This is a genomic window from Parabacteroides massiliensis (assembly GCF_900155425.1).
GTDB classification, from domain to species: domain Bacteria; phylum Bacteroidota; class Bacteroidia; order Bacteroidales; family Tannerellaceae; genus Parabacteroides; species Parabacteroides massiliensis.
In genome coordinates this window covers 718,281-744,437 of the sequence record NZ_LT700189.1, presented here as the reverse complement: position 1 = coordinate 744,437, position 26,157 = coordinate 718,281, and the positions used below count along the sequence as shown (strand labels likewise).

General features: G+C 44.3%; 22 protein-coding genes. 16 read left to right on the top strand and 6 right to left on the bottom strand.

Going from position 1 to position 26,157, the window contains the following annotated elements:
- Positions 1–9 precede the first annotated feature (9 nt).
- Genes BQ9893_RS03150 through thiD form a run of 3 tightly spaced genes read right to left on the bottom strand, consistent with a single transcriptional unit; the run spans position 10 to position 2,179 of the window.
- Positions 10–750: a thiamine phosphate synthase gene (locus BQ9893_RS03150; protein WP_075964701.1), complete on the bottom strand. Its 741-nt coding sequence runs from the start codon at positions 748–750 to the stop codon at positions 10–12.
- A complete protein-coding gene (locus BQ9893_RS03145) occupies positions 741–1,340 on the bottom strand; it encodes a thiamine phosphate synthase (protein ID WP_075964700.1) in 600 nt (199 codons plus the stop codon). Before BQ9893_RS03145 ends, BQ9893_RS03150 begins: the two co-directional genes overlap by 10 nt.
- Positions 1,337–2,179, bottom strand: coding sequence for a bifunctional hydroxymethylpyrimidine kinase/phosphomethylpyrimidine kinase (gene thiD, locus BQ9893_RS03140; protein WP_075964699.1), 843 nt, complete (start codon positions 2,177–2,179; stop codon positions 1,337–1,339). Before thiD ends, BQ9893_RS03145 begins: the two co-directional genes overlap by 4 nt.
- 255 nt (positions 2,180–2,434) lie before the next feature.
- On the opposite strand from thiD, the gene BQ9893_RS03135 reads away from it, so the two are divergent.
- On the top strand, positions 2,435–4,990 hold the full coding sequence (locus BQ9893_RS03135) for a DUF5686 and carboxypeptidase-like regulatory domain-containing protein (RefSeq protein ID WP_075964698.1): 2,556 nt from the start codon (positions 2,435–2,437) through the stop codon (positions 4,988–4,990).
- A gap of 46 nt (positions 4,991–5,036) precedes the next feature.
- Here BQ9893_RS03135 and BQ9893_RS03130 read toward each other — a convergent pair whose 3' ends face one another.
- Both BQ9893_RS03130 and BQ9893_RS03125 read right to left on the bottom strand, forming a co-directional pair.
- On the bottom strand, positions 5,037–6,329 hold the full coding sequence (locus BQ9893_RS03130; protein ID WP_075964697.1) for a BamA/TamA family outer membrane protein: 1,293 nt from the start codon (positions 6,327–6,329) through the stop codon (positions 5,037–5,039).
- Between the two features lie 54 nt (positions 6,330–6,383).
- Positions 6,384–7,499 (bottom strand): PAS domain-containing sensor histidine kinase, encoded by a 1,116-nt coding sequence (locus BQ9893_RS03125; RefSeq protein ID WP_244155043.1) that lies wholly within the window; start codon positions 7,497–7,499, stop codon positions 6,384–6,386.
- A 306-nt stretch (positions 7,500–7,805) separates the two neighbouring features.
- Between BQ9893_RS03125 and BQ9893_RS03120 the strand changes: the two genes are divergently transcribed.
- The 15 genes from BQ9893_RS03120 to BQ9893_RS03045 all read left to right on the top strand — a co-directional run bounded on the left by BQ9893_RS03120 (position 7,806) and on the right by BQ9893_RS03045 (position 24,574).
- Positions 7,806–8,339: a hypothetical protein gene (locus BQ9893_RS03120; RefSeq protein WP_075964696.1), complete on the top strand. Its 534-nt coding sequence runs from the start codon at positions 7,806–7,808 to the stop codon at positions 8,337–8,339.
- A 271-nt stretch (positions 8,340–8,610) separates the two neighbouring features.
- A complete protein-coding gene (locus BQ9893_RS03115) occupies positions 8,611–9,111 on the top strand; it encodes a thioredoxin family protein (protein ID WP_075964695.1) in 501 nt (166 codons plus the stop codon).
- Between the two features lie 227 nt (positions 9,112–9,338).
- Positions 9,339–11,399, top strand: a complete 2,061-nt coding sequence (locus BQ9893_RS03110) for an acetate--CoA ligase family protein (protein ID WP_075964694.1) — start codon at positions 9,339–9,341, stop codon at positions 11,397–11,399.
- A 280-nt stretch (positions 11,400–11,679) separates the two neighbouring features.
- Entirely contained in the window at positions 11,680–14,400 is a 2,721-nt protein-coding gene (gene ppdK / locus BQ9893_RS03105; RefSeq protein ID WP_075964693.1) for a pyruvate, phosphate dikinase, read from the top strand.
- A gap of 404 nt (positions 14,401–14,804) precedes the next feature.
- Entirely contained in the window at positions 14,805–15,197 is a 393-nt protein-coding gene (locus BQ9893_RS03095; protein WP_075965382.1) for a LytTR family DNA-binding domain-containing protein, read from the top strand.
- On the top strand, positions 15,194–15,847 hold the full coding sequence (locus BQ9893_RS03090) for an FHA domain-containing protein (protein ID WP_075964691.1): 654 nt from the start codon (positions 15,194–15,196) through the stop codon (positions 15,845–15,847). Before BQ9893_RS03095 ends, BQ9893_RS03090 begins: the two co-directional genes overlap by 4 nt.
- A gap of 135 nt (positions 15,848–15,982) precedes the next feature.
- Positions 15,983–16,222 carry a hypothetical protein gene (locus tag BQ9893_RS03085; protein ID WP_075964690.1) on the top strand — a complete coding sequence of 80 codons (240 nt, stop codon included), beginning with the start codon at positions 15,983–15,985 and terminating at the stop codon, positions 16,220–16,222.
- Entirely contained in the window at positions 16,219–16,734 is a 516-nt protein-coding gene (locus BQ9893_RS03080; RefSeq protein WP_075964689.1) for an FHA domain-containing protein, read from the top strand. The genes BQ9893_RS03085 and BQ9893_RS03080 overlap by 4 nt, the downstream gene beginning before the upstream one ends.
- Positions 16,735–16,750: 16 nt before the next feature.
- A complete protein-coding gene (locus tag BQ9893_RS03075; RefSeq protein ID WP_075964688.1) occupies positions 16,751–17,554 on the top strand; it encodes a PP2C family protein-serine/threonine phosphatase in 804 nt (267 codons plus the stop codon).
- Between the two features lie 43 nt (positions 17,555–17,597).
- Positions 17,598–19,430: a serine/threonine protein kinase gene (locus tag BQ9893_RS03070; RefSeq protein WP_075965381.1), complete on the top strand. Its 1,833-nt coding sequence runs from the start codon at positions 17,598–17,600 to the stop codon at positions 19,428–19,430.
- An 8-nt stretch (positions 19,431–19,438) separates the two neighbouring features.
- On the top strand, positions 19,439–20,389 hold the full coding sequence (locus BQ9893_RS03065) for a hypothetical protein (RefSeq protein WP_075964687.1): 951 nt from the start codon (positions 19,439–19,441) through the stop codon (positions 20,387–20,389).
- A 12-nt stretch (positions 20,390–20,401) separates the two neighbouring features.
- Positions 20,402–22,603 carry a Kelch repeat-containing protein gene (locus BQ9893_RS03060; protein ID WP_075964686.1) on the top strand — a complete coding sequence of 734 codons (2,202 nt, stop codon included), beginning with the start codon at positions 20,402–20,404 and terminating at the stop codon, positions 22,601–22,603.
- A gap of 2 nt (positions 22,604–22,605) precedes the next feature.
- Positions 22,606–23,493: a serine O-acetyltransferase gene (locus tag BQ9893_RS03055; RefSeq protein WP_075964685.1), complete on the top strand. Its 888-nt coding sequence runs from the start codon at positions 22,606–22,608 to the stop codon at positions 23,491–23,493.
- 409 nt (positions 23,494–23,902) lie between these two features.
- Positions 23,903–24,064, top strand: a complete 162-nt coding sequence (locus BQ9893_RS03050) for a DUF4160 domain-containing protein (RefSeq protein WP_244155041.1) — start codon at positions 23,903–23,905, stop codon at positions 24,062–24,064.
- A gap of 93 nt (positions 24,065–24,157) precedes the next feature.
- Positions 24,158–24,574, top strand: coding sequence for a DUF2442 domain-containing protein (locus BQ9893_RS03045; RefSeq protein ID WP_075964684.1), 417 nt, complete (start codon positions 24,158–24,160; stop codon positions 24,572–24,574).
- 338 nt (positions 24,575–24,912) lie between these two features.
- Here BQ9893_RS03045 and BQ9893_RS03040 read toward each other — a convergent pair whose 3' ends face one another.
- A complete protein-coding gene (locus tag BQ9893_RS03040) occupies positions 24,913–26,139 on the bottom strand; it encodes a tetratricopeptide repeat protein (protein ID WP_075964683.1) in 1,227 nt (408 codons plus the stop codon).
- Positions 26,140–26,157: the final 18 nt, after the last annotated feature.

Here is a 26,157-nt window from a genome sequence, read left to right as displayed (position 1 = left end):
ATATATTATTTATATTTTTGAATCGTCTCTGCGAGGGGCCGGTTTATGTTTGTTGATCTCCCGGATGAAACGCCGTGTTTCTTCGACCGGATCTTCGGCGTTGATGATCGCTCCGGAAACGGCGATGCCTTCTATTCCTGTTTCCATCAGCGGGGCAATGTCTTCAAATTCGATCCCTCCGATGGCAAAGATAGGAATTTCGAGGCCAGCTTCTCTACATTGCCCTATGATTTTTCGATACCCTTCCAACCCCAATATAGGGCTCAGGTTCTTTTTGGTCTCGGTGTAGCGATAAGGACCCAGACCGATGTAGGACGCTCCTTCCCGGTCTGCTTTCAGGATATCTTCGAACGTGTTGGCCGTTGCTCCCACAAGGAAGAGTTCCTCTTGTCCTTTTTCGATGATGCGGTGCCAGGCTTCGGAGACCGGCATGTCGTTTTTCCCTAAATGGACACAATGGATGCCGGCTTTGAAAGCCATCTCCAGATCATCGTCCAGGCAGCAGGTGCAAGCTGTCTGGCAATCGAACTGTGTAAAACGGGAGACAGCCTTGGCTACTTCCAAGTCCGGATTCTCCTTCATGCGGAGCTGGACCCAGGAACAACCGCCTTCGGTCACCATCTTGATTTCGTCCAGTTCGGTGTGTTTGTCCGTACGATGGGTGATGAACATCAACCGGTTTGTGCCGCTAAAACAGGCATATCTTCTTCTGCCGGCGGCACTTGTATATAAAAAATCATCTAATTCCATGCTTGTAGCTTTTTATATTGTGTGAGAATAGAGTGCTCTTGATCCGCCGAAGGATGATTTCCCCAGAGAGCCCCCAATACGGCAGCTCCCCCGAAACGGAAGGGACGCAGAAGCGGAAGCGTCGTCAGGTCTATGCCTCCTAAGGCTATGACTTTATCGTTGATGATCCCGGCCTCGGAAGCCTGCCTGAGTGTTTCCGTCTCAAAACCGTTTCCGTAACCTTCTTTGGATATGCTTTGATAGATAGGGCTTAGAAACAGATAGTCGAGTTTACGGAACTGTTCGAGCTCTTCGATCGAATGGCACGAACGGCTGATTGTGCCGGCAAAACCGTCCGGTGTCCGGCTGTTGCGTCTGTTCAGGTGCACGCCGCCCAAACCGTATTCCATTGCCAGGTCGAAACAGTCGTGGAGCACGATTTTCGGATAGCAGGCATCCGGAAGCCGATCCAGCAACTTGCGCAATTCATTAGCGTCGCTATCCGGTTTTCGCAGGTGCAGGCACTGCATTCCTTCGTCAAACAGATGTGAAAGAATGACCTCTTCTCCCCGGAAAAAGCGTGGCGAAGTAATGACAATCAGCTTTTTCATATTTTCATTTTTATGAGGGGAACGGGAGCGAAGAAGTGATCGAGGGGCCCGTGTCCGTGTCCGGTCTTCACATCGGCCCCGGCACGAAGGGCTGCCGTTATGTAATCTTTTGCCGCACGTACGGCCTCCGGCAACTCTTTGCCCAAAGCCATGTAGGCGGCAATGGCCGACGAGAGCGTACAGCCGGTTCCATGCGTGTTTTGAGTATGAATGGCCGGCACTGCCAGACGGAGCGGAGCTTCCTCGTCGCGTGTGAACAGGATATCGGCCATTTCTTTGCCTTCCAAGTGGCCGCCTTTCATCAATACGGCACGGCATCCCAAAGAGAGCAACTTCTGGGCGGCAATACCCATTTCTTCCTCGTCGCGTATCGGCATGCCGGAAAGGAAAGCGGCTTCGTCGATATTGGGGGTGACCAGCGTGACGCGGTGAAAAAGTTCTCTCACGATGATTTCGATGGTTTCATCTTCTATCAGCTTGCTGCCGCTTGTGGAGATCATAACCGGATCGAGAATGATTTTTGACGGGGAGAAACGGTCGATCGAACGGGCTACAATCCGGGCCGCTTCCCGGTTATGCAGCATCCCGATCTTGACGGCATCGACGGTCAAGTCTTCGAATACGGCATGAATCTGCCCTTCGACTATCTCCGGGGAAATAGCTTGTATTCCTCTTACTCCTTGTGTGTTTTGAGCCGTTATCGATGTGATGGCAGAGGCTCCGAAGACTCCTAAAGCCGAAAATGTTTTCAGGTCCGCCTGTATTCCGGCCCCACCGCCGCTGTCTGAACCGGCAATAGTAAGCGCTACCGGATAGCGAAACGTCGCGTTTGTATTCATTTCTACATATAAAAAGGAGGGAAAAAGCCTTGTCTGTCCTTTCCTACGGCGGCATTACCCGCATCAGGTTCGCGAGGGTATGATCTCAGCCCGTTAACAGTATGGCACCCCTTTCGGGAGGCAAAGGTAGGAAGATTTTTTGTAAATGGAATATAATGTGTGCGTTTTGGAACACTCTATATGAAGAATCTGTTATATTTTTGCACCGGTTTTTATTTAGGGAAAAAGTAAAGATAATAAGGAAAAGAAGTTGTGATGGGGAAAAAGATTGTTTTTTTGCTGGCATCCTTGTTTACGGTATGGATTGCGAACGGACAGAACACGATTATAAAGGGAATTGTAACCGATTCGATTACGGGTGAGGGTTTACCTTACGTGTCTCTTATATTTAAAGGAACAACGATAGGAACAGCGACGGACGGAGATGGAAATTTCTCATTCTCGGCGTCGACCGATGTCAGAAACCTGGAAGTGTCTTATTTGGGATACGATACGAAAGAAATAAAAATCGTTCCGGGAAAGACGAATAATCTGGATATAAAGTTGGCTCCGAACGGGATTACGTTGAATGAAGTCGTCGTAAAACCCAAGAAGGAAAAATACAGCAAGAAAGAAAATCCGGCTGTCAAGTTTGTAAAGCAGGTGATCGCCTCACGCGAAAGCAATGACCCGCGCAACCACGATTATTTCCAATACGACCAATATGAGAAGATGGTCTTTGCGATGAATGACTATCAGCCCAAGCCCAAAAAGAACGGAAAGCCGGGCAAGTTCGATTTCCTGATTGATTTTGTCGATACGCTTGATGTCGGTACGACCATTCTTCCGGTGTCGGAAAAGGAAAAAGTGGAATCGGTCTACTACCGCAAAGAGCCGAAGTCCGAGAGACGTGTTGTAAAAGGAAACAAATCGTCCGGTGTGGATGAAATATTCTCGCGTGACGGTATCCAGCAGTTTTTGAACGAAGTTTTCCGGGAAGTCGATATCTTCAAGAATGATATTCCTTTGTTTCTACAACGTTTTGTCAGTCCGTTGTCTACCATCGGGCCGAATTATTACAAATATTATTTGCTCGATACCGTGAATGTGAACGGACAGAAATGTGTGGATTTGGGATTTGTCCCTTTCAACTCGGAGACATTCGGTTTCACCGGCCATCTGTTTGTCACGCTCGACTCCACGTTCTTTGTGCAGAAGGCCGTCTTGAATGTCCCTAAAGACATCAACCTGAACTTCGTTTCCGGAATGACGATCGAGCAAACGTTCGAACGTACGCCCGACAGTACCCGTATCATTACGAAGGACGACATCAATGTAAACTTCAAATTGAGCGAGAAATCGAAAGGCATGTATGCACGGCGGCTGAATATCTACAGCAACCATTCTTTTGACGAACCCGATGCCGAACGGGCGCTTGTGTTTAAGGAAAGTTCGCCTGTCATAACGCTGAAGGATGCCTATCAGCAATCGGAAGATTTCTGGACAAGCAATCGTCCGGAAGAAGCGATAAAGAAGAATCCGAACTCGGTCGAAAAACTGATGGCCAAATTCCGTTCCGTCCCGATTTTCTATATAACGGAAAAAGTTGTTTCGGTCCTTGTCTCCGGCTATATCCCGACGAATAAGGACCCGCTGAAGAGCAAGTTCGAGTTCGGTCCCATGAACACGGCAATCAGTGGTAATGCGATCGAAGGAGCCCGTTTCCGCGTGGGAGGGACAACGACGACGGCATTTAGCAAGAACCTGTTCTTTGACGGATATATGGCGTATGGGACAAAAGACGAAAAGCTGAAATATGATGCTCTTGTCGAGTATTCGTTCAATGACCGTAAAGAATATCGCAAGGAGTTCCCGCTGAACTCGATCCGCTTGGAGTATATGTACGATATCAACCAGTTGGGACAGCAATATATGTATGCCAGCAAGGATAATATGTTCCTGGCCTGGAAACGCCAGAAAGATACGCGGGCCACTTATTTGCGGCAAGCCGAACTGACCTACTACCATGAACATTATAACGGCCTGGCCTATGGGGCTGTCGTCCGTAACCGTCGCGAATATGCAACCGAATATGCCGTGTTTGACCGGATCGGGCCGGATGGGACCATCAGCCCCGTCAAGAGCTATGACATGACGGAACTGGAATTGAAGTTCCGCTATGCGAAGGATGAAAAGTTCTACCAGACACGTAACATCCGTTATCCGATCACTTTCGATGCGCTGATCTTCAACTTCAGCCATGTAATGGCAAAGAAGAATCTGCTGGGCTCGTCATACGATTATCATCGTACGGATATCGGCATTCAGAAGCGTTTCTGGTTCTCGGCTTTCGGCTATATCGACCTTATCACGAAAGCAGGGAAAGTATGGAACAAGGTTCCGTATCCTTTGTTGATCCTGCCGAACGCCAACCTTTCGTATACGATCCAGCCGGAGTCTTATACGAACATGAACGCGATGGAGTTCATCAGCGATGAATATGCTTCTTGGGATTTGACATACTATATGAACGGAAACTTGCTGAACCGCCTGCCGCTTGTCAAGAAGTTGAAATGGAGAGAGGTCTTTTGTTTCCGTGGCATGTGGGGACATCTGACGGAGAAAAACAATCCGATGAACGGGGGAGACGGCCTGTATCTTTTCCCTGACGGTTCCTACACGTTTGGTAAAGCTCCTTATATGGAAGCCAGTGTCGGCATTGAAAACATCTTTAAGTTCCTTCGTCTTGATTATGTTTGGCGTTTGAACTATCGCGACCATCTGGGTATCCAGACGAGAGGCGTTCGGTTTATGATGCGAATGTCATTCTGATCATTCTGACATATTACGGGGGCTTTCAGGCACGGATTTTGTATGCTTAGAAAGCCTCTGTCATATTCATATAGACCTGCATGCCCGGTTGTCCGGGTTCTTTCCCGATATCCAGCCTGAAGTTCTTTCCCGGCTGCATCTGGAAGCGGAGGCCGGCTCCGAAATTGAGTTTCCATTTATGCCAGTCAAAAGGAGTTTCCCCGATCGTCCCGGTCCCGGCCCATGCGACAAAGCCGCATTTTGCCCAGAAGTTCCCGCTCTTGTATTTGGCCGGGGAGCCGAACATATGACGGTATTCAACGATCCCGTAGGCCATTGATTTGTCGCGGTATTTGCCCATATAATAACCACGAAGGTCGAATGGAGAACCGAAAGTCGGGAGTTCCGTAAAAGGGACGTCGCCTAAACCGACCTGGCTCTTGGCAATCCAGGCAAGTGTGCTGCGCGGACGGAACACGTTTTTGAAGTGCCGGTATTCAAGCTCGATGATCTCGTAGTTATAGGCGCCTCCCAAATATTTGCCGAACAGTTTGAAATTGGCTCCTAACAGCATGCCGCGTGTCGGTGTGGCCACATCGTCGCGAGTGTCATATTGGATGAGCCCGCCAATACCGACGTTGAAGTATTTGCTGCCATCCGAGTCTTTGCTTTTGAATTTTTGGTAATAGGGATCGTTTTTCATTACCGGATTGACATCCGAAACCTTTGTGTAGTTCAGGTCAAACAAGCCGCCTAAATAGAAATGCGGACGGACTTCCCATACAAATCGAGGATACAATTGAAAATAGCTTCGATGGAACCGGGTCGTGGAGTCGCCTCTTTCGAGATTCTCCGCCTTTTCAAATCCTTTCCCGTAATAGTGTGAAGGCTCGTTCCGGTAACCATAATTCATGTAGATGCGAAAACGGTTCTCATTGAAGAAAAACGTTCCGGCGCCTGCGGCAACGATAGTCCCGTTTATGGAAAGGTTCAAGCCGGCAGGCAGGAAAGAACGTTGGGAAATCGTGTCCTGTTTATTCATCCGGAAGCTGGCGAGGACAGCACCGCCGACGCCCAACGAAGCTTCCGGTGTGTATGAAGGACCGCCCAGTATGGACCACCAGATGTTTTTACGGGCTCGGATGGAATCCTTACGTAATTGGCGGTAGTAGCGTTTCTGCTGCTTTTCGTTCAGTGCCACTCCGTCTACGGTGACAACTTCCTTCCGTGACGCAGTATCTGAAGGAGTCGTTATTTCTTCGGAGGAGATCGCTATAATGTCGCGTTGCTCCTGAGCCTTTGCCGGCAAAAAGACTGCAAACAAAGAGGCTCCTGCAAATACTACAAAATGTTTAAACATTGACTATTCTTATTAATGTAGATAAACCTATTTTTAAAGAAACCGGATTTTATTTCAGAGAGGCAAACGAAACCAAAAGGTCGACCCTTCGCCTTGTTGTGAATCTACGCCGATTATTCCACCGAATTTGTTGACAATCATGGCACAGATAGGCAGGCCGAGTCCTGTTCCTTGTGCGAAAACGTTCAATTTGACAAAGCGGTCGAATATCAGGTCTTTCTTGTCTGGCGGAATACCGATTCCTGTATCTTTAACAAAAAAGTAGATGTCTTGTTCAGATTTTTCATAACCGAAGGATATGCTGCCTCGTTCGGTAAATTTTATGGCATTGGTCATGAAATTAATCATGATTTGCATGATGCGGTTACTATCCGTATTGATAATGCATTCGGGTTGCTTTTGTACGAATTCGATTCTGACGGAATCCGACCTTTTGTTTTTTATTTTCATTTGCTGGCAAATATCTTCCATCAGCTGGTTGATATCGGTCTCGGAATAGGTAAAATCGAGGGTCCCGGATTCTATTTTTGACATATCGATGATATCGTTGATCAGTTGCAGCAACAGCTCGTTGTTGGAGGTGATGATATGGACAAACTCCTTTTTCTCTTTCGGATCGTCTGTCTCGACCAATAGGTTGGAGAAACCGATGATGGCATTCAATGGAGTACGGATTTCATGGCTCATATTTGCCAGAAAGGCAGATTTCAAGCGGTTGGCTTCATCAGCTTTCTTTACTTCGTATTGCAGGCGTTCGATACGCTTTTTATCCGAGATATCTTCAATCTTCATCAGGCCGCCTTGTATCTCTCCGGTTTTTGTATAGACCGGAATGGCGCTGATTTCGATAACCGTATTTTTTTCGACCAGCTCATGGCATACCGGTTTTCCTGTTTCTATCGCTTCGTTTAAAGCACATTGCAGACAAGGTGTTTGGCGGTTCATTGCGGTTTGGTAACAAATTTTTCCGGCGCAATAATGTCTTCCTTTGGCAATTCCGTGCAGGTTGGCTGTCGATTCCCATTGGACGACATAGTTTTTATCGACAAACACGAGCCCGAAATTGATGCTGCTCAGTACCAGGTTTTGGGTCCGTTTTCTGTTACTTCTGATCAAAAGCAATAGAAGAATGATACAGACTATCGTTTCTATGATTAGTATTAGTCCCATAAGCTAACGTTTTACTTTTACCCCATATTATGCTAAAAATGCATGATTATTATTGTATATCGCAAATATACGACAAAGAAACGAAAGTGAGAGTAAAATGGGAAAAGAATGTTGTCTGTTAGCGATTTAACAGTGTTTGTAAAGATGTGCAGGCTATCCGACAAAAGACACATCATGGTCGGTGTTTTCAAAAAAGTAATGATTTTGTGAACAAATCATGTACTTCTATTGTTATTGATTTAGAGACACTATATTAATAACAGAACCTGGCAACCTTAAGAAGTCCTGACTGGCAGGCACACGAAGATGAAGATTCAGTTTGAAATTAAGGAAAGACTGCCTGAAATTATTGCAGAAATAATGCATTCAGACAAATGGCAAACGCAAATCCTGGAAAAGATGCATGGGCTGGAACGGGTAACGATCAAGGACCCGAACTTCGAGTCGGAAGCTTGTATTGAAATTTGGCAACATGAAATCCATATCCGGACAGCATGGTCCAATTATACTTATCGTATTTTTATGCGCGGTAATGCCGTCTGGTGTGAATACATCGGGGCTTATCGCGGATTGCTCGAACAGAAACTTTTACCGTCCCTCACGCCAAAAATGAATATTTTGGATTCGGAAGTAGTGGAAAGTTCTTTGACCGGCAACAAAAGGCAGACCTTGCGTACCTACAGTTCGGAAAACCTGAAGCTGAAAAATTTCCGTCGCGATAACTTCAGAGAAGAGTATAACGTCGCGTCTTTACAGGACCATCCGACTGTTGTATATGATGAATATATAAAGGAAGGCATGCCGATGCCTTCGCCTTATGATGGCGACCGGAAAGAATAAGGTATAATAAAAAAAGTTAACAATATGCTGCAAAACATATTGTTTTTCGTCCTATTGATGCAATAAAACATATAAAAAATCTTGCTTTTGGATAGAAAAGTGTTATAACATTTGGTTGAATGAGGCTTTTGCCTGTATATTTGCAACCGTTAAAAACAAGAAAGCGATTCCTTAGCGAAGGTGAAGCCCTTGTTTGCATCCTGAAAATCAGGAGTCGGAGGAAAAGGCAATCAAACGCTGCTCCGATTAAGTTTAACATAAAAATGATGATATGAAAGTAAGAGCTTATGTTCTCTTTGTTGCGGTTGCGCTGCTTGCAGTGTCTGCCGGAACTAAAAACGCAAAGCCGACAGTCGGTACTAACCCTGGCGACCTTGCTCCGAGAATAGAGTCTTTAGGAAACGGAAGCAATTTTAGTTTCCAAAATCATTCAGGACGTTACACATTGCTGAATTTCTGGGCAGCTTACGATGCTGAATCGCGGGCCCGTAACGTTCGATTATGGAATGAAGTTAACAAGTTGAGTTCAGACAAGATTGCGATGTATTCGATCTCTTTGGATGAGAAAGAATCCATTTTTGCCGAAACGGTAAAGGCCGACAAATTGGATGGGGCAAAGCAATTTCATGATGAGCTTGGCAGAAAGTCAGATTTGTTTGGGAAGTATAACCTGCAAAAGGGATTCCGTAACTTCCTGATCGACGACAAAGGGGTTATTATCGCCGCCAATGTAACCCCGGAAGATCTGATAAAGGTTTTGAAGAAAAGTTAATCAGTAGATTATTAGCAAAAAAGAGCTGTTCCTGTCAAAGGGGGCAGCTCTTTTTTTATGGCTCCGTGCCCGTGTAGAAGGCTATATATATAATGTATAGAGGTGGATGCTTGGCGCAATGGCTCAAGAATGTACAAAATGTAAATAATTTACGCTGAATTTGATGAATAAATGGAGAAATAAACTATATTTGTTCCCAGTCATTGAACCAAATTAATCAAAATGTCATGATTAACCGAGAATTAATCAATCCTCAGAGCATCGTAGTGGTGGGAGGATCCAATAATGTGCATAAACCGGGTGGCCGCTTGGTCCGTAATCTGCTGGACGGAAAGTATAAAGGTGAACTGTATGTCGTAAATGCCAAAGAGGATGATGTGCAGGGTTTGAAATCTTATCATTCGGTGTATGATATTCCGGAGACGGAACTGGCTGTCATCTCCATTCCCGGTCCGGCCTGTCCGGAGGTGGTGGATGTGCTTGCCAAACAGAAAAACGTAAAGGCGTTCATTGTCATTTCGGCTGGCTTCGGAGAAGAGACGCATGAAGGGGCGATCCTGGAAGAGCAGATGCTGAAAAGCATTAATGAGGCCGGAGCTTCATTGATCGGACCGAACTGCATCGGTTTGATGAATATGCACTATCATGGTGTTTTCACCCAGCCGATTCCCGAGTTTCATGCAGACGGAGTCGATTTTGTTTCCAGTTCAGGCGGTACGGCGCTTTTCATTATCGAATCGGCATTGACAAAAGGACTTCGTTTTTCTTCGGTCTGGTCTGTCGGCAACTCCAAGCAGATCGGTGTGGAAGAAGTGATCGAATATATGGACCGCAACTTCGACCCGGTCCTTGACTCCAAAATAAAGATGCTCTATGTCGAGCAGATCAAGAATCCGGATAAGCTCTTGTATCATGCCTCTTCTCTGATTCGCAAGGGTTGCCATATCGCAGCCATCAAAGCGGGCAGTACGGATGTCGGCAAGCGTGCCGCGTCTTCCCATACAGGGGCGATCGCCAGTTCCGACTCGGCAGTGGAAGCCCTGTTCCGCAAAGCGGGTATCGTGCGTTGTTTCAGCCGTGAAGAATTGACGACCGTTGCCAGTATCTTCACCTTGAAAGAAGTGAAAGGCAAGAACTGTGCGATTATCACGCATGCCGGAGGTCCGGCCGTAATGCTGGCGGATGCGCTGGAAAAGGGACGGCTGAACGTTCCCAAACTGGATGGCCCGATCGCTGCAGAGTTGAAATCCAAACTATATCCGGGTGCTGCCGTCGGCAATCCGATAGATATCATCGGTACGGGTACTCCCGAACATCTGGCTACCGCCATCGATTTCTGTGAAAACCGTTTTGAAGATATCGACCTGATGATGGTCATCTTCGGCAGTCCGGGATTGGTCAAACTATATGATGCCTACGAAGTGCTCCATAAGAAAATGGAGGAGTGCAAAAAACCGATTTTCCCGGTGTTGCCGTCCATCGTCACGGCTGGCCCGGAAGTGCAAAGTTTCGTGAAGAAAGGCCATGTGAACTTTTCGGATGAAGTGACGTTGGGGACAGCCCTCTCGCGTGTGCTCAATACGCCGAAACCTATGAGTACGGATATTCAGTTGTATGGCGTCGATGTACCTGAAGTCCGCCGTATTATCGACCGGTTGCCGGGTAGCGGCTATTTGAATCCCGGAGAAATCCGTACTCTGTTGAAAGCAGCCCAGATACCGTTGGTAGAAGAGTTCACGTCGACCGACCGCGACGAATTGGTCGCTTTTGCCAAGAAGGTGAAGTTCCCGGTTGTTGCCAAGGTGGTCGGTCCTATACATAAGAGCGATATAGGGGGTGTCGCGCTGAATATCCGCAGCGAAGAACATCTGATTTTCGAATATGAACGGATGATGCGTCTGCCTGATGTGACGGCCGTCATGGTACAGCCGATGTTGAAAGGGCAGGAGTTGTTCTTAGGCGCCAAGTATGAAGACCGTTTCGGTCATGTCGTGCTTTGCGGCCTGGGTGGCATTTTTGTCGAAGTGCTGAAAGACGTGTCGTACGGTCTGTCGCCTTTGTCGTATGACGAGACCTATTCCATGATCCGCTCCTTGCGCGGTTATCCGATTATAAAAGGAACACGAGGACAGCGGGGAGTGGATGAACAGCAATACGCGGATATCATAGTCCGCCTGTCCACGCTGCTCCGTTTTGCTTCCGAAATCAAGGAGATGGATATCAATCCGCTTGTCGCAACCGAACGTGGATTGTTTGCCGTAGATGCACGTATACGAATCGAAAAGTGATCGATACGCGAGGTAACGTACTGATACCAAACAGCCTGCATTCCAAAAATCTCATGAAAAGACTTTTGGAATACAGGCTGTTTCTTTAGGCTTTAAAAATTTCCGCACGCTAATGTAGTTATTTACCGGATATGGATAATAAAAAATAGTTGTAAAACATCTAAATTTATTTAACCATAGGTGCGAATGCGACTTTTAAATAGCATATATTTGCAACATTGCAATCTGGAGATGGCAAACCTGAAATCTAAATTTAAATATTGTTTAAATACTGTCGAATATGGAAAGAAAAAGAGTTTACACATTCGGAAATGGAAAAGCCGAAGGGAAAGCGGATATGAGAAATCTGCTGGGAGGCAAGGGTGCGAACCTTGCCGAAATGAATCTGATTGGCGTTCCGGTTCCTCCGGGATTTACGATTACCACAGAGGTATGTTCCGAATATTATGATTTGGGAAAAGACAAAGTGGTTGAATTGTTGAAATCAGACGTTGAAAAGGCGATTGCCAATATTGAGACGTTGATGAATTCAAAGTTTGGAGACGTAGCCAATCCGTTGTTGGTGTCAGTTCGTTCCGGAGCCCGCGCGTCTATGCCGGGTATGATGGATACGATCCTGAACTTAGGGCTGAACGATGAAGTAGTGGAAGGCCTGAGCCGTAAAACGAATAATCCCCGTTTTGCATGGGATTCATATCGCCGTTTCGTACAGATGTACGGAGACGTTGTGTTGGGTATGAAACCGACAAACAAGGATGATATCGATCCGTTTGAAGCAATCATTGAAGAAGTCAAGGAAGCAAAAGGCGTCAAGTTAGACAATGAACTGGATGTGGAAGACCTGAAGACACTGGTCGCTAAATTCAAAGCGGCAGTCAAGGCTCAGACAGGTAAGGATTTTCCGACTTCCGCCTACGAACAGCTTTGGGGCGCCATCTGTGCCGTGTTTGACAGTTGGATGAACGAACGTGCCATCCTCTATCGCAAGATGGAAGGAATTCCTGCCGAATGGGGTACGGCTGTCAGCGTGCAGGCTATGGTGTTCGGTAATATGGGCGATACTTCCGCCACCGGCGTATGTTTCTCTCGCGATGCCGGAAACGGAGAAGACCTCTTCAACGGTGAATACTTGATCAACGCGCAAGGCGAAGACGTTGTTGCCGGTATCCGCACACCGCAACAGATCACCAAGATCGGTTCGCAACGTTGGGCGGAACGCGCCGGTATTTCAGAAGAAGAACGCGCAGCCAAATATCCTTCGATGGAAGAGGCCATGCCGGAAATCTATAAACAACTGGACGAGCTGCAAACAAAACTGGAAAACCATTATCGTGATATGCAGGATATGGAATTCACCGTACAGGAAGGAAAACTGTGGTTCCTGCAAACCCGTAACGGGAAGCGTACCGGTGCAGCAATGGTTAAAATCGCAATCGATTTGTTACATCAAGGTATGATTGACGAAAAAACAGCATTGAAACGTATCGAACCGAATAAACTGGACGAATTGCTTCACCCTGTATTCGACAAGGTGGCCGAGAAACAGGCAAAAGTTTGGGTGAAAGGTTTACCTGCATCTCCGGGGGCGGCTACGGGACAGATCGTGTTCTTTGCCGATGATGCCGCAAAATGGTATGCAGACGGCAAGAAAGTCGTAATGGTCCGTATCGAAACATCTCCTGAAGATTTGGCCGGTATGGCTGTCGCCGAAGGTATCCTGACTGCTCGTGGCGGTATGACTTCGCATGCAGCCGTTGTCGCACGCGGTATGGGCAAATGTTGTGTTTCCGGTGCCGGTGCTTTGGAAATCGATTATAAGAATAAGACAGTCGAAGTAGATGGCGTTAAGCTCAAAGAAGGCGACTATATTTCTATCAACGGTACGACCGGCACGGTTTATGTCGGAAAAGTAGAAACGAAGGCTGCCGAACTGTCTGGCGACTTTGCCGAATTGATGACACTGGCAGATAAATATACGAAATTGCAGGTCCGCACGAATGCCGACACACCGCACGATGCGACGATCGCACGTAATTTCGGAGCCGTAGGCATTGGTTTGTGCCGTACGGAACATATGTTCTTCGAAGGTGAAAAAATCAAAGCCATGCGTGAAATGATCCTGGCGGAAGATGCGGAAGGACGTAAGAAAGCTCTGGCAAAGATATTGCCTTACCAGAAGGAAGACTTCAAAGGTATTTTCAAGGCAATGGCTGGCTGTCCGGTAACCGTACGTTTGCTCGATCCTCCTTTGCACGAATTCGTGCCTCATGATCTGAAAGGCCAGGCAGAAATGGCGGAAGCAATGGGCGTATCGGTCAAAGAAATCCAAAAACGCGTGGAATCGCTATGTGAACACAATCCGATGTTGGGACACCGTGGTTGCCGTTTGGGGAATACATATCCTGAAATCACGGAAATGCAAACACGCGCCATTTTGGGAGCCGCTCTTGAATTGAAGAAAGAAGGTATCGAAGCAAAACCTGAAATCATGGTTCCGCTGACGGGTATCTTGTATGAATTCAAGGAACAAGAAAAAGTGATCCGTGAAACTGCCGCACAACTGTTCGAGGAAATGGGAGACAGTATCGACTTCAAGGTCGGAACGATGATCGAAATTCCGCGTGCCGCATTGACAGCAGACCGTATTGCTTCTTCTGCCGAGTTCTTCTCATTCGGAACAAACGACCTGACGCAGATGACATTCGGCTACTCACGCGACGATATCGCTTCCTTCCTGCCGGTTTATCTGGAAAAGAAGATTCTGAAAGTCGATCCGTTCCAGGTCCTCGATCAGAAAGGGGTGGGGCAATTGGTTCGTATGGCCACCGAAAAAGGCCGTGCTATCCGTCCGGACCTGAAATGCGGTATCTGCGGCGAACATGGCGGTGAACCTTCTTCTGTGAAGTTCTGCCACAAAGTAGGATTGAACTATGTGTCCTGCTCACCGTTCCGCGTCCCGATCGCACGTATCGCAGCGGCGCAGGCAGCTATAGAGGACTGATCTCCGACATAATTGGTCGCAGAATATATGCCAAGCGAACGTATCTGTTTACACACTATCAGAGTAAAGAAAAGGTTATGTTATAGTGATGGATTTTGATTTGTTTGGTAGTAATAAATCCCTGTTAACTTCTCGGTTAGCAGGGATTTATCATTTAAAAAGATATCGGATAACACTCCGGATGAATTATGCTGTCGATCTCAAGATCTACATCAATTGCATCCCAACGCAACGATTCTTCATCCGGCATGGTTACATCCAAGACATCCGATAGAAGACCGTTTCTTATTTTATTATGGTTTCTGATGGTTTTCTGAAAATAATTTGTGGAAAAAAGTGTCGAAGAAATCACAAAATAATGTATATTTGTTTTTTGATGATGAATGAATAAACAATATCTACGTATGGAGCGATATTTAATAATTAAGACGAGAGATGAATTGTTGCGCATCAAAATAGGGCAAATCCTCTATTTTGAAGCCGATAGAAATTACACTAAACTACTTTTATCCAACGGAATTCAATTTACATTTGCAATTAACATAGGAAAAATTGAAGAAATATTGGAGAAGCAGGTGGCAGGTTGTAACGCAATCTTGATGCGCGTTGGCAAAAGCCATATCATCAATAAAAATCATATCTTACAGATAAACTTGCCCAAGCAGAAACTGTTATTGCTGACACAAGATGGAAAACCGAGAGAACTGGTGATATCCAAAGATCCTTTGAAGGTGCTGAAAGACACACTCGAAAAGGAAATGGGAAAAACAGAGGAACCAAAAGAAATTACGGAATGATCATTAAGATTGGAAAAGCAAACGATAATGATTTTGTAGTGAACGATCCTCATGTAAGCCGCCACCACGCAAAGCTGGTTCGTGAAGAGGGAGGATGTTGGCTGCTTGAAGATTTGGGGTCGACAAACGGAACATTTGTCAATGGCTCCCAAATCGTTAAGAAACATGTAACTCCAAGCGACACAATCAAACTGGGAGACAATTATGTGTTAAACATGTCTGAAGCCCTGAAGTCCAGCAATGATTACAGCGAGGAATTTGCAGCACTGAAGCAGGTGTATGACAATTACATTCAAGCAAAGGTTAAGATACAATCGTCCAACCAATTTAAAACCAGATTGTTTCAGTCTCTTCCGTTTGCCATCCCCGGTGTAGTGGGGGTCGTGATTGGCTTTTTGGGGAAAGGAAGTCCGGAATTGTTCGGGCTAAGTTTGTTTATTACGGTCTGCGCTCCGACAGTCGGTATCTACCTGGGTGCGAAACAGTCGGCCAAGATCCCGCAATTGTTGCAAGATTTGACCAATCAATTCAAAATCGACTATGTATGCCCCAAGTGTGGAACGTTCTTAGGTGAAATACCCTGGGAATCATTACGCAACAGAAAACAATGCCCGATGCCTTCCTGTAAGGCTAAATGGGTGAGCGAGTAGGATTCCCGTTTCATATACTAAAAGTAATACTTTCGTACAGTAAACCCAAACATTTGATTATAAGGAACTATTTTGTGTTTGGATGTCAGTCCGTTTCCTTACTTTTGTTTCCAGAAAATTTAATTATAACATTTTATGCAAGAAGAGGATTACACATTCGTGACATTAGACAGCGACGACGTTATATCGACTGACGCTGTTATCGTGGATGTGGACGGGGAAAACGATTTGTCGGATGTTGTGATGATTGATGAAAGCATTGATGCTTCTGATTTTATTACACTATCTGATGACACTGTTATGTTGTCCGATGCAGACATGCTGGATACATATTCAACAGATATTGACGGATCTGATATATCGTTTATCCTATGATTTCCGTTAAATGTCCACATTGCCATGTTGGGTTAAAGGTAGACGAGGGGAAAATTCCCCTCGATATCACCTCTTTCAAATGTCCGAAGTGCAAACAACCGATTCCTGTTTCTTTGTTGTCAATGGAGAAAGGAAGTGCCACATCTGAATCGGAAACGGTTCTGATACAGCCTCTTTGTATGACAACCGGACGTCTCTCTGTAATAGCAAATGCTGATACGCCTGGGCAAACTTTTCCACTTCAGGAAGGAGTCCATATTATCGGACGAAAATCCAATACGTCCAATGCTACGATCGGTATTGTGACGGCTGATAAATCAATGAGCCGGGAACATATTCGGATCGAGGTGAAAAAAGATGCCAAAGGCGGCTATAAACATTATCTTTCTGACAATAATAGCAAAAATCATACGTTATATAATAGCAATTACTTAGAGAATGGAGAGATTGTCGTACTCAATAATAATGATGAAATTATTATAGGTCACACAGTTCTCCGGTTTAATGAATAAAAATGGTCTATGCTATATGAATATAACGATCGGCAAACCTTGGGCTGTCAGCGAAAAAGGAGGCAGATTGAATAATGAAGATTCCATCTTTCCTCTACCGGAAACAGTAAACTCCAATCAAAACTTGTTTCTGGTCTGTGATGGTGTCGGAGGCGCAGAAAAAGGGGAAATTGCAAGTTCGTTGGCTTGCGAGTCTTTTCAGGCTTTTTTTTCAACTTTTCGTGAAGGTGAACCGAACGCCGGTTTCATAAATAAAGCAATTCGTTATACCGAAGCACGTTTTGATGACTATGTAGCAATTCATCCGGAAGCCAAAGGAATGGCTACCACTCTGACCATGACCTTTGTAGGGACAACCGGCATAACTCTGGCACATGTGGGAGACAGCCGGATTTACCATTTCCGTAAGGGAGAAATCTTGTTCCGGACCGAAGATCACTCACTGGTCAATTCGTTGGTGAAATTGGGAAAAATCACCCGTGAAGAGGCCGCACACCACCCGCAGCGGAACGTAATCATACGGGCAATCCAAGGAACGAACCGTCCGACAGAAGCCGATGTCGTGCTTTTGAACGATATCAAAGCCGGAGATTATCTGTTTATGTGTTCGGACGGTGTGCTCGAACGCCTTAGCAATGAGGAACTTTCTGATATATTCGAGCATTCCGGCAGCCCGGAAGAGATTAAAAATGCAATTATGTCTGCTTGCAGCGGGAAAACACGCGATAACTTTTCTTTTTATATCATCCCCATACAAAATGTATTAGATTTCACAGGAATTAAACAAAATATACTTTCTTTCCTTTATTCTTTTATATAAATAACGTAATTTTGGCAGATTAATAGAATTGCGCATAGATGTTATGAATTTGCCAAACGGACATGTTCTTCAGAATGGAAAATATCGGATCACTCATGTAATTGGTCAGGGGGGCTTTGGTATAACTTACAAAGGCGTCTGGTATACGGAGGTGAAGGGTTCGTTAGGAACTGTGCAAACAGAGGTGCCTATTTGTATAAAAGAATACTTCTTTAAAGATTATTGTTACAGAGAAGCTGAATCTTTTGCTGTCAAGGTACACTCCGAGACAGGAAGAGCTCTTTTCGATAAATTCAAGGAAAAACTTATCAAGGAAGCCAAGATACTTTCTGAAGTCCACCATCCCCATATAGTGAATGTACTAGAGGTTTTCGAAGAAAACGACACGGCTTATATAGCCATGGAATACATTTCCGGCTGTTCCCTCAAGTATATGATGGAGCGGGAAGGCGTATTGCCGGAAACGAAAGTACTCAGATATGTTCGCCAAATAGGAGAAGCACTCCGGTTTGTACACGAAAAGAACATCCTTCATTTGGATATCAAACCCAGCAATATCCTGATCGACTCGTCAGGGAAAGCGCGTCTGATCGATTTCGGCGTAAGCAAACGATACGATATCGAGCAACAGGAAACCAGTACGACCATGCTTACCTTGTCAAAAGGATTTGCTTCGATCGAACAATATGACAACGAAGGGACACAGAGCTTTTCACCTTGTCCGGATATCTATTCGTTGGGTGCTACCATGTACAACCTTTTGACGGGGAAAATACCGACCGAATCTATTTTGCGGGCGACACATCCTTTACTGAAACCGTCGGAACTGAATAAGGATATATCGCCTAAGACGGAAGCTGCCATAATCAAGGCAATGCAAATCATTCCGGCCGATCGTTTCCAGACGATAGCCGAAATGATGGCAGCATTAGATCTTCCTGCGGAAGAAGAAGAAACTCCCGCAAATAAATTGCAAAATACAGACGGACAAGAAGAGGATGATGAGACAACAGTCATTCATCAAAGTGAACAATCGACTTATAATGAGAACGATGAAGACCGAACGGTTGTAAACAGCGACGAAATCGTTTATCAGTCACCCCGTAAGAAAAGAAGGAAGTGGATACTGGTTTCCGTGGTTATTGCTATATTTGCCTGCGTAGGATCTGCTGTCGCTTTCCTGGTTCAGGGAAACAAAGCCTCTACGAAACCGAACGTAACGGAGTTGGTCAGTCCGGTCGAAGAAAAAAAAGATTCGGAGCAACAGCTTCCGGAAACGACTGTTCCGGAGGTGAAAGAAGAACCTATGCTTGACAAGGAAGATAAGAAAACGGAAACGACAATGGTGCGACAGCCGGAAAAAGCTATACCCGTTGTTGTTGATGAACCTCGGAAACAACCCGAAACAAAGCGGATTCCGGTAGAAGAGAATAAAATAACAATACAGCCACTACAGCCTACCGTCGAAGAAATTGATGCGGAATATGCCGCTCTGATAGCTTCCGGCAAGGAGAAGATGGGGAAAGCTGATTTTACGAATGCAAAGAAAGATTTCACGAAAGCGAAAGAAACCAAATTGACGGAAGAGGTCGTACGTCTTCTGATTTCTTGCGACGAGAAGGAAGCAGCCAAACTCTTGGCCGACAGGAAAGCTCAATATGAGATGAAGAAGACTTTCGGGAATTTTACGATTGTACGAAAGAAATCGACCATGTTATACGGAGCAATCGATTCGGATGCGAACGAACGTATTCCATGTAAATACCGCAATGTCGGGATCGCCGAAAATGGCCGTGCTTTCGAACGTAAAGATGGTTTGTTCGATATCTATAATGCTGATGGCGTATTGATAAATGAAGGATCAACGTATTATTAAACGTGTTTATGAAAAGACTTTGGATGATTTTGATTCTTTTTGTTGTATTGCCGGTGTGCTTGCTGGCCCAACAAAAAACAGAATATAACAGAAAAGGAGACGAGGCGATGAAACGTCTGGACTATAGTGATGCAAGGATGTGGTATGAAGAAGGTGTCGTGCAATGTGACCCTTACAGTATCGGGCAGCTCACTTCGATATGGTTAGCCAACCAGCGGATGCGTCCTTCAATGCATAGTTTGATGAACAAATGTCGGGCTTGCCTGGAACTGATGGCCAACAATGAGGATACGACCGCTATTTCGCGGTTGATAGTCTATTATACCGAGGGAATAGGAACTTCCAAAAATGAAACTTTGGCAAAATCCTGGCAAGACCGCTTGGAAACACTCCGCAAACCGACGGAACCTGCCTTTTATTCACCTGGCAATCAAATAAAGACGGACAAACCCAAAGAACCGATGAAGTTCTTTTTGGGTTATGCCTACTCCATAGAAGCTCCTTATGGCCTGACTGTGGGAGGCGTGAAATCCCGTTTCGGGTGGTTTATTCGTTTTAAAACCAATCTGGGCTTTGACGATTATGACGGGGAATGCAGAGGTACGGATGAACTGGTTGGTTCAACATCCGATAACGCCTATCATTTCACGAACAAGAAAAAGGTGAATAGTTATGCCGGAACGGCGGGGGTGGTTTTCAAATGTACATCTTGGTTATATACGTCTGTCGGTCTGGGATATGGCAGTCGGGAATTATTATGTGAATATGCCACAATCGACAACTCGGATCACAGGATAGAAAAATCCTATTGGGCGAAGAATTTGGATTATTCCTATAGTGGATTGGCGGCCGATCTGGATGTAATGATCAAAGTCGGTCCTGTGTTTGTAAGTGCGGGATGCAATACATTGAATTTTAAATATGTTGATTTGAATGCCGGTATCGGCCTGTTTTTCTAATAAGAATAATTTATGAAATACATATACTCAATCTTTTTAGCAGCAGTTTCATTTTTATGGATACTGTCCGGATGTGTGGAAGATCCGGATATGGATACACGCTTGCAGAATGCAAAGGCACCGGAGGTTTCCGAGACTTCAATGGAAGGGGAAGCATATGCCTCTTCGATCACGTTAAGGGCTCAAGTAGTGAAAGAAAACGGTCTGCCGATAAAAGAATGTGGGGTTTGCTGGAGTACACAAAAGGGAACGGAACCGCATGAAAACATGCGTGACAAACGATTTGAAAAAGCAGATAAAATCGAAAACCATGATTTTACGGTAACGATGTCCAACTTGGAAGATAGTACGAAATATTATGTATATGCCTATGCCATTAATGATGTAGATACAGCTTTTTCAAAAACAGAAGGAGTCTATACGACAATAAACGGTATTGGTGAAGTCGCGACTTTGGATGTGGATAGCGCCACCGTAAAAGCTATTTCCGTCTGGGTGAAAGGGAAGGTGAAAAGCAGGGGAGTCGGCATTGAAAAGTTAGGCTTCTACTACAAAAAGAAAGAACAAGCCGGAAATATCGAACCTTCGGATCAAGATTCAATCATCACATACGAAGAGAGTGATTTGGCTCTTGTCGATACTTTCTCTTGCCACATAACGAACCTCGAGCCGGAGACCTGGTATTATGTACGTGCTTTTGCCAAAAATCAGTTTGGCGAATTTGCTTTCAATGTGGATTCTTTCAGGACTACAGATGGCAAACCTTTGGTAGGCAAGCTGAATTTGATAAAAGACAGTACGACTTTCACCACTGCCGATCTCTCGGCTTTCCTGATCAATGAAGGAGATGCGCCTGTCAGTGCCTATGGTTTTTGTTGGAGTGTTGAAGAAGAACCGACGATAGAGGCCGATACGGTCATGTGCACAAACATGACAGATGACGGTCTGTTTACCGGGAGAATACGAAATTTGGAATCGGCCAAGAAGTATTATGCACGTGCTTATGCCGTGAATGAGTTCGGAACGGTATATAGTGAAGAAGAAATTACGATTTCGACAAAAAGCGAGAAGCCGAATATTATCACATTTGCTATCACTCCGGACTCGATCAAAAGCGACGGAACGGTTCATATTGGCGGTGAATTGCAGAATGGAGGTAACAGTGCCGCCGTCGAGTGGGGGATTTGCTGGTCTTCAAGCAATCGGGAGCCGAGTGTCAAGGATAATCATGTTGCCGTAGACGATACGCTTTTCATGTATGCATTGCCGTCGTTAAAGGGTAATACAGTCTATTATGTAAGAACTTATGCCACTAATGAAAGCGGTTTGACCGGTTATGGCGAAATCAAATCTTTCACCACCCCGAATATTTTTGAGAATAAAAATATTTATCCCGGAGTTAACAGGCAATTTTCTGCCGGGTTCATACTTGATGATCGTATCTATGTCGTAGGGGGAGACTTAGGAGGTGAACGCAGTAAAGAAATGTTTGGATATAATGTAGAGGCAGATGAATGGATTTCCATGGCCGATTGCCCTAAAGCCTACTCTCAGATGAGTACCGCTGTTTATGGGAGCCAGGCATATCTCCTTGGCGGTATAGACAAACAAACGATAGGGGCTGATTGCCAGATATACAATTTGGACAACAACTGGTCGGAACCAGCGCGATATTCATTGCCTGAAGGCCGTTTCGGTTCTGTCAGCTTCGTCTATCGCGATTCTTTGTATGTCTTGGGCGGATCGGATGGAAGCAATAATATGAATAAGATATTGCGCTACGACCTGTCTTCTCCGGACGCGGATTGGGAAATGGTCGCTGAATTTCCGGCCCGTCAGCGCGGCGGCATTGTTCAGGTCGTAGGAGATAAGGTCTATGCCGGATTGGGAGAAGGCGGAAGCGGCATAAGAAACGGCTTCTGGGAATCTTCGGACAGTTTGAAGATATGGAATCAGATATCTATTCCTGAAAAAATAGGAAGTGTTTCATCAGGCGTTTATGATGAACGGCGAAACAGCTTCTTTATGATTGACAATAACGGGAAGATATGGGAATATAATTTGTCAAGCAGTGAATGGACTGCTCGTTCTTTATTGGGTTATCGCATGAACAATTATCACATGTTTATGTTGAATGGTATAATCTATATTTTGGGACAGGATCTTTATTATGTCAACAAATTTATCATGTATAATCCGATATGGGATAATTGATCATGAACAGAACAAAGATATTAGAAGAGATTCAAAAAAACGTAGAACTCTTGTCAGCTACAGGTTCAGCGGAGTATAAATACATTCCGCTACACCAAAAAACATCACCGTCGGTGACAGCGCTCAGGGAGATCATGAGCCTGCTTCGCAAGATTATTTTCCCCGGTTTCTTTGGGACGGAACAGGAGGCACAGACCGACACCATACAATATTATACGGGCGTATATCTGGAACAGGCCTACGATCTGTTGCATGAACAAATCTATAACGGCCTGTGCTTTGAGGTCGAACGTTGTTGTGACTCAAAGGATCGCGCATCAGAAATAGCCATCGCTTTCATTAATAAGATTCCGCATATCAAGTATCTGTTATCGACAGATGTGAAAGCGATCTTAGATGGCGATCCGGCAGCCCAAAGTCCAAGTGAAATTATTTTTTGTTATCCGGCAATCCATGCCATTCTTTATCAGCGAGTGGCACATGAGCTATTGAAACTCGGTGTGCCCGTGATTCCGCGTATCATAACGGAAATGGCCCATTCAGACACGGGAATAGACATTCATCCGGGAGCGCAGATAGGAGAATATTTCAGTATAGATCATGGAACAGGCGTTGTGATCGGGCAGACGGCTGTGATCGGAAATCATGTCCGTCTCTATCAAGGCGTGACGTTGGGGGCAAAGAGTTTTACTCTGGATGAAGAAGGCTTGCCTATGGACGTGCCACGCCATCCGATTATAGAAGATTATGTTACGATCTATTCCAATGCTTCTATTTTGGGCCGGATCACAATCGGCCGCGGTTCCGTAATCGGTGGCAATATCTGGCTGACCCATAGCGTACCGCCTGATTCCAAAGTCTTGCAGACACGTGCTGTCGAAGGTAAATGATTTTTTTTCTGTTTTTTCTGAACCAAACAGGTCTGTATACTGTTATAAGATAAAATGAGTTCGGAATTTGCATCCAAAGAAATTCCAATCATATATTATAAAGTTAGTAGTATTTGTTTTTTCATATAAGTAGAGTTTGTTATTTGTTTGATCCGCATGTAGCTGTGAAGCTGGATGCGGATTTTTTATGTTTAGCATAAATAAAGGGCTTTGATCGCATTTAACTTGTAATACGTAACAGATAATTGACATGTTGGCAGAAAAATTGCGGGGTTTATAATTTTGTAATAAGAAAAATAGAACAGTTAGTAGTGATTCTTTGAAGTTGCCGCTATTTTTTCGGCTGTTTATTTGCAGGGATAAATATTTATCCCTTTATTTGTATCATAAAATTAAACATCATGTAGTTATGCCAACTTTATTTGAACTTTTTGGTATTCGATTTTATTTCTATTCAGAAGAACATTTGCCTATTCATGTTCATATAGAAAATGGTGATGGTAAGGCAAAAGTTAATGTTTATTCCAAAATAGAACTTGTATCGAATAATGGTATAAAGCCAAAGGATTAAAAAAAAGCATTGGTGATTATTGAAACATATCAAGATGATATAATTGACGCTTGGAGAAGATATCACGGAGAATAATCAATAAAACTAAAAGTTATGGATATAATAAAAGACATTTGGTTTGACGCAAATCGCATTTATATGAAAACGGACACAGGAAAAACTTTCAGTCGTCCGTTAGAAGCATTTCCTTTACTGAAAGAAGCAAGTGATAAAGATCGTCTTAATTTCAAGATAGGAAAGTTTGGTGATGATGTCCGTTGGGAATCATTAGATGAAGATATTCATATTTCCAGTTTCTTCGAGACTGTGGAGCCTGATTATGAAAATGAAATAGCTGCCATATTTAAACGCTTCCCTCAACTGAACGTGTCAGAAGTAGCACGGAGTATGGGAATTAATAAAAGTCTTCTTTCTAAATATATTTACGGCATTAAAAAACCAAGCATTCAGAGGAAAATGCAAATAAAAGAAGCATTACATGTATTGGGAGAAGAATTAATAGCAGTCTAACAACTTTTTAGGCGTGGCAATGGTCACGCCTTTTTTATGTCATTTTATATGTAGCTGTGAAGCTGGATGCGGATTTTTATTTATATGCTATCTGCTTCTGTTTCAGGCTTTTAATTAAAATAATTACGATTATGTTTAATAGGATTGTGGAACTTCAGGATGAGAACGGCACAAGATCCTCCTAACGCACTCATAGCAACCGGTTCTGCACCCAACATTGAAAAAGATTCCTCTACATCGCGGAAAAGATTTATTGATAACGGGAAAAAGAGTTTTTACATAAAAAAAGGAGCTCTCAATTCAGAGAACTCCTTTATCAATAAATTTTCTGAGCTATTTTATTTATTCATTTCTGCTTCGATAGCTTCCAGTTCCGGACCCATGTTCAGATTGTAATAGATACCTCTCAAAGCAATCATGTTATCCATCTTTCCGGGGTCTGCTTCATGAGCTTTCTTATAATATGGAAGAGCTTTTTTGAACAATTCTTTTGCCAAGCCTAATTCTTCCTGATATTTCTTGCTATCATTGATCATATTGGCTTCACTCAGTTTGTTCACACCCTGATTGTAATAGATACGGCCGATGTTAGAAAGTGCATCTGTCAGATTCGGATCTTTTTCCAATGCTGTTTTGAAGTATTTTTCTGCATTGTCATTATCTTTCAGTCCTGTTTCATAGACACGTCCCATTACATTGTAAAGGTTTGCATCGTTCGGGTTTTTCTGGATTGCAACATTCAGCATTTCCACTGCTTTTTCATTTCTATTGGAATAGATGTAGGTGTTGATCAAGTTATTCAAAAAGAAAGCTGAATCCGGGAAAATCTGCATACCTTCTTCAAATGTTTTTTCCAGCATAAGAGAGTCCTGAGCTGTTTTTGCTTCTCCATATTCGTAGCAAAGATACTGATAAACATCATATTGACGATAGGGAGTTTTCTTTGCACGTTCCAGGGCGGCAATAGCTAATTTGGAATCTTTTGTTAAAGAAGCGGCTGCTGCTGCGTAGAACTGAACTGTCATGAATGTCGAGTCTTTTTCTGCTGTCTGAGTTCCTGCAAACATTGGCAGTTCGGATATTTCCACATACTGGTTGAAGAAATCGTATGCTTTCTTGTACTCTTGTTTATCGAAGTAATATGCTCCACCGTTGAACAGATATACATGGTTTGCACTCAGGATACTTTGGATATCTTTTGTGAATTTAGGTTTTACTTTACCTTTTTCGTTTGGCAACTGATCCAGTTCGTAGGCTTTCTGGAAATAAGGTAAAATACCATACAGAGCTTCGTACATAACCGGTTCGTTGGGTTGCTGTCCCAAGATTTGTTTAGCTCTTTCAGCATTGAACTGCTGATCTTCAATAAAACCTGCTACATACCAAGTTTTAGCGTCATTTTTAGTTTCCGGATTTTCCAATGCACCTTTGATCAAGGTTCTGGCTTCTCCGAAATCTGCATTACTGCCTTTTGCGATACTCTGTGCCTCGCTTACGACTTTTTTCTGTGCGAAAGAGGCAGATGCTGCAACACATAGTGCAACTGTTAATAATACTCGTTTCATTTGTGATAGTGATTTGAG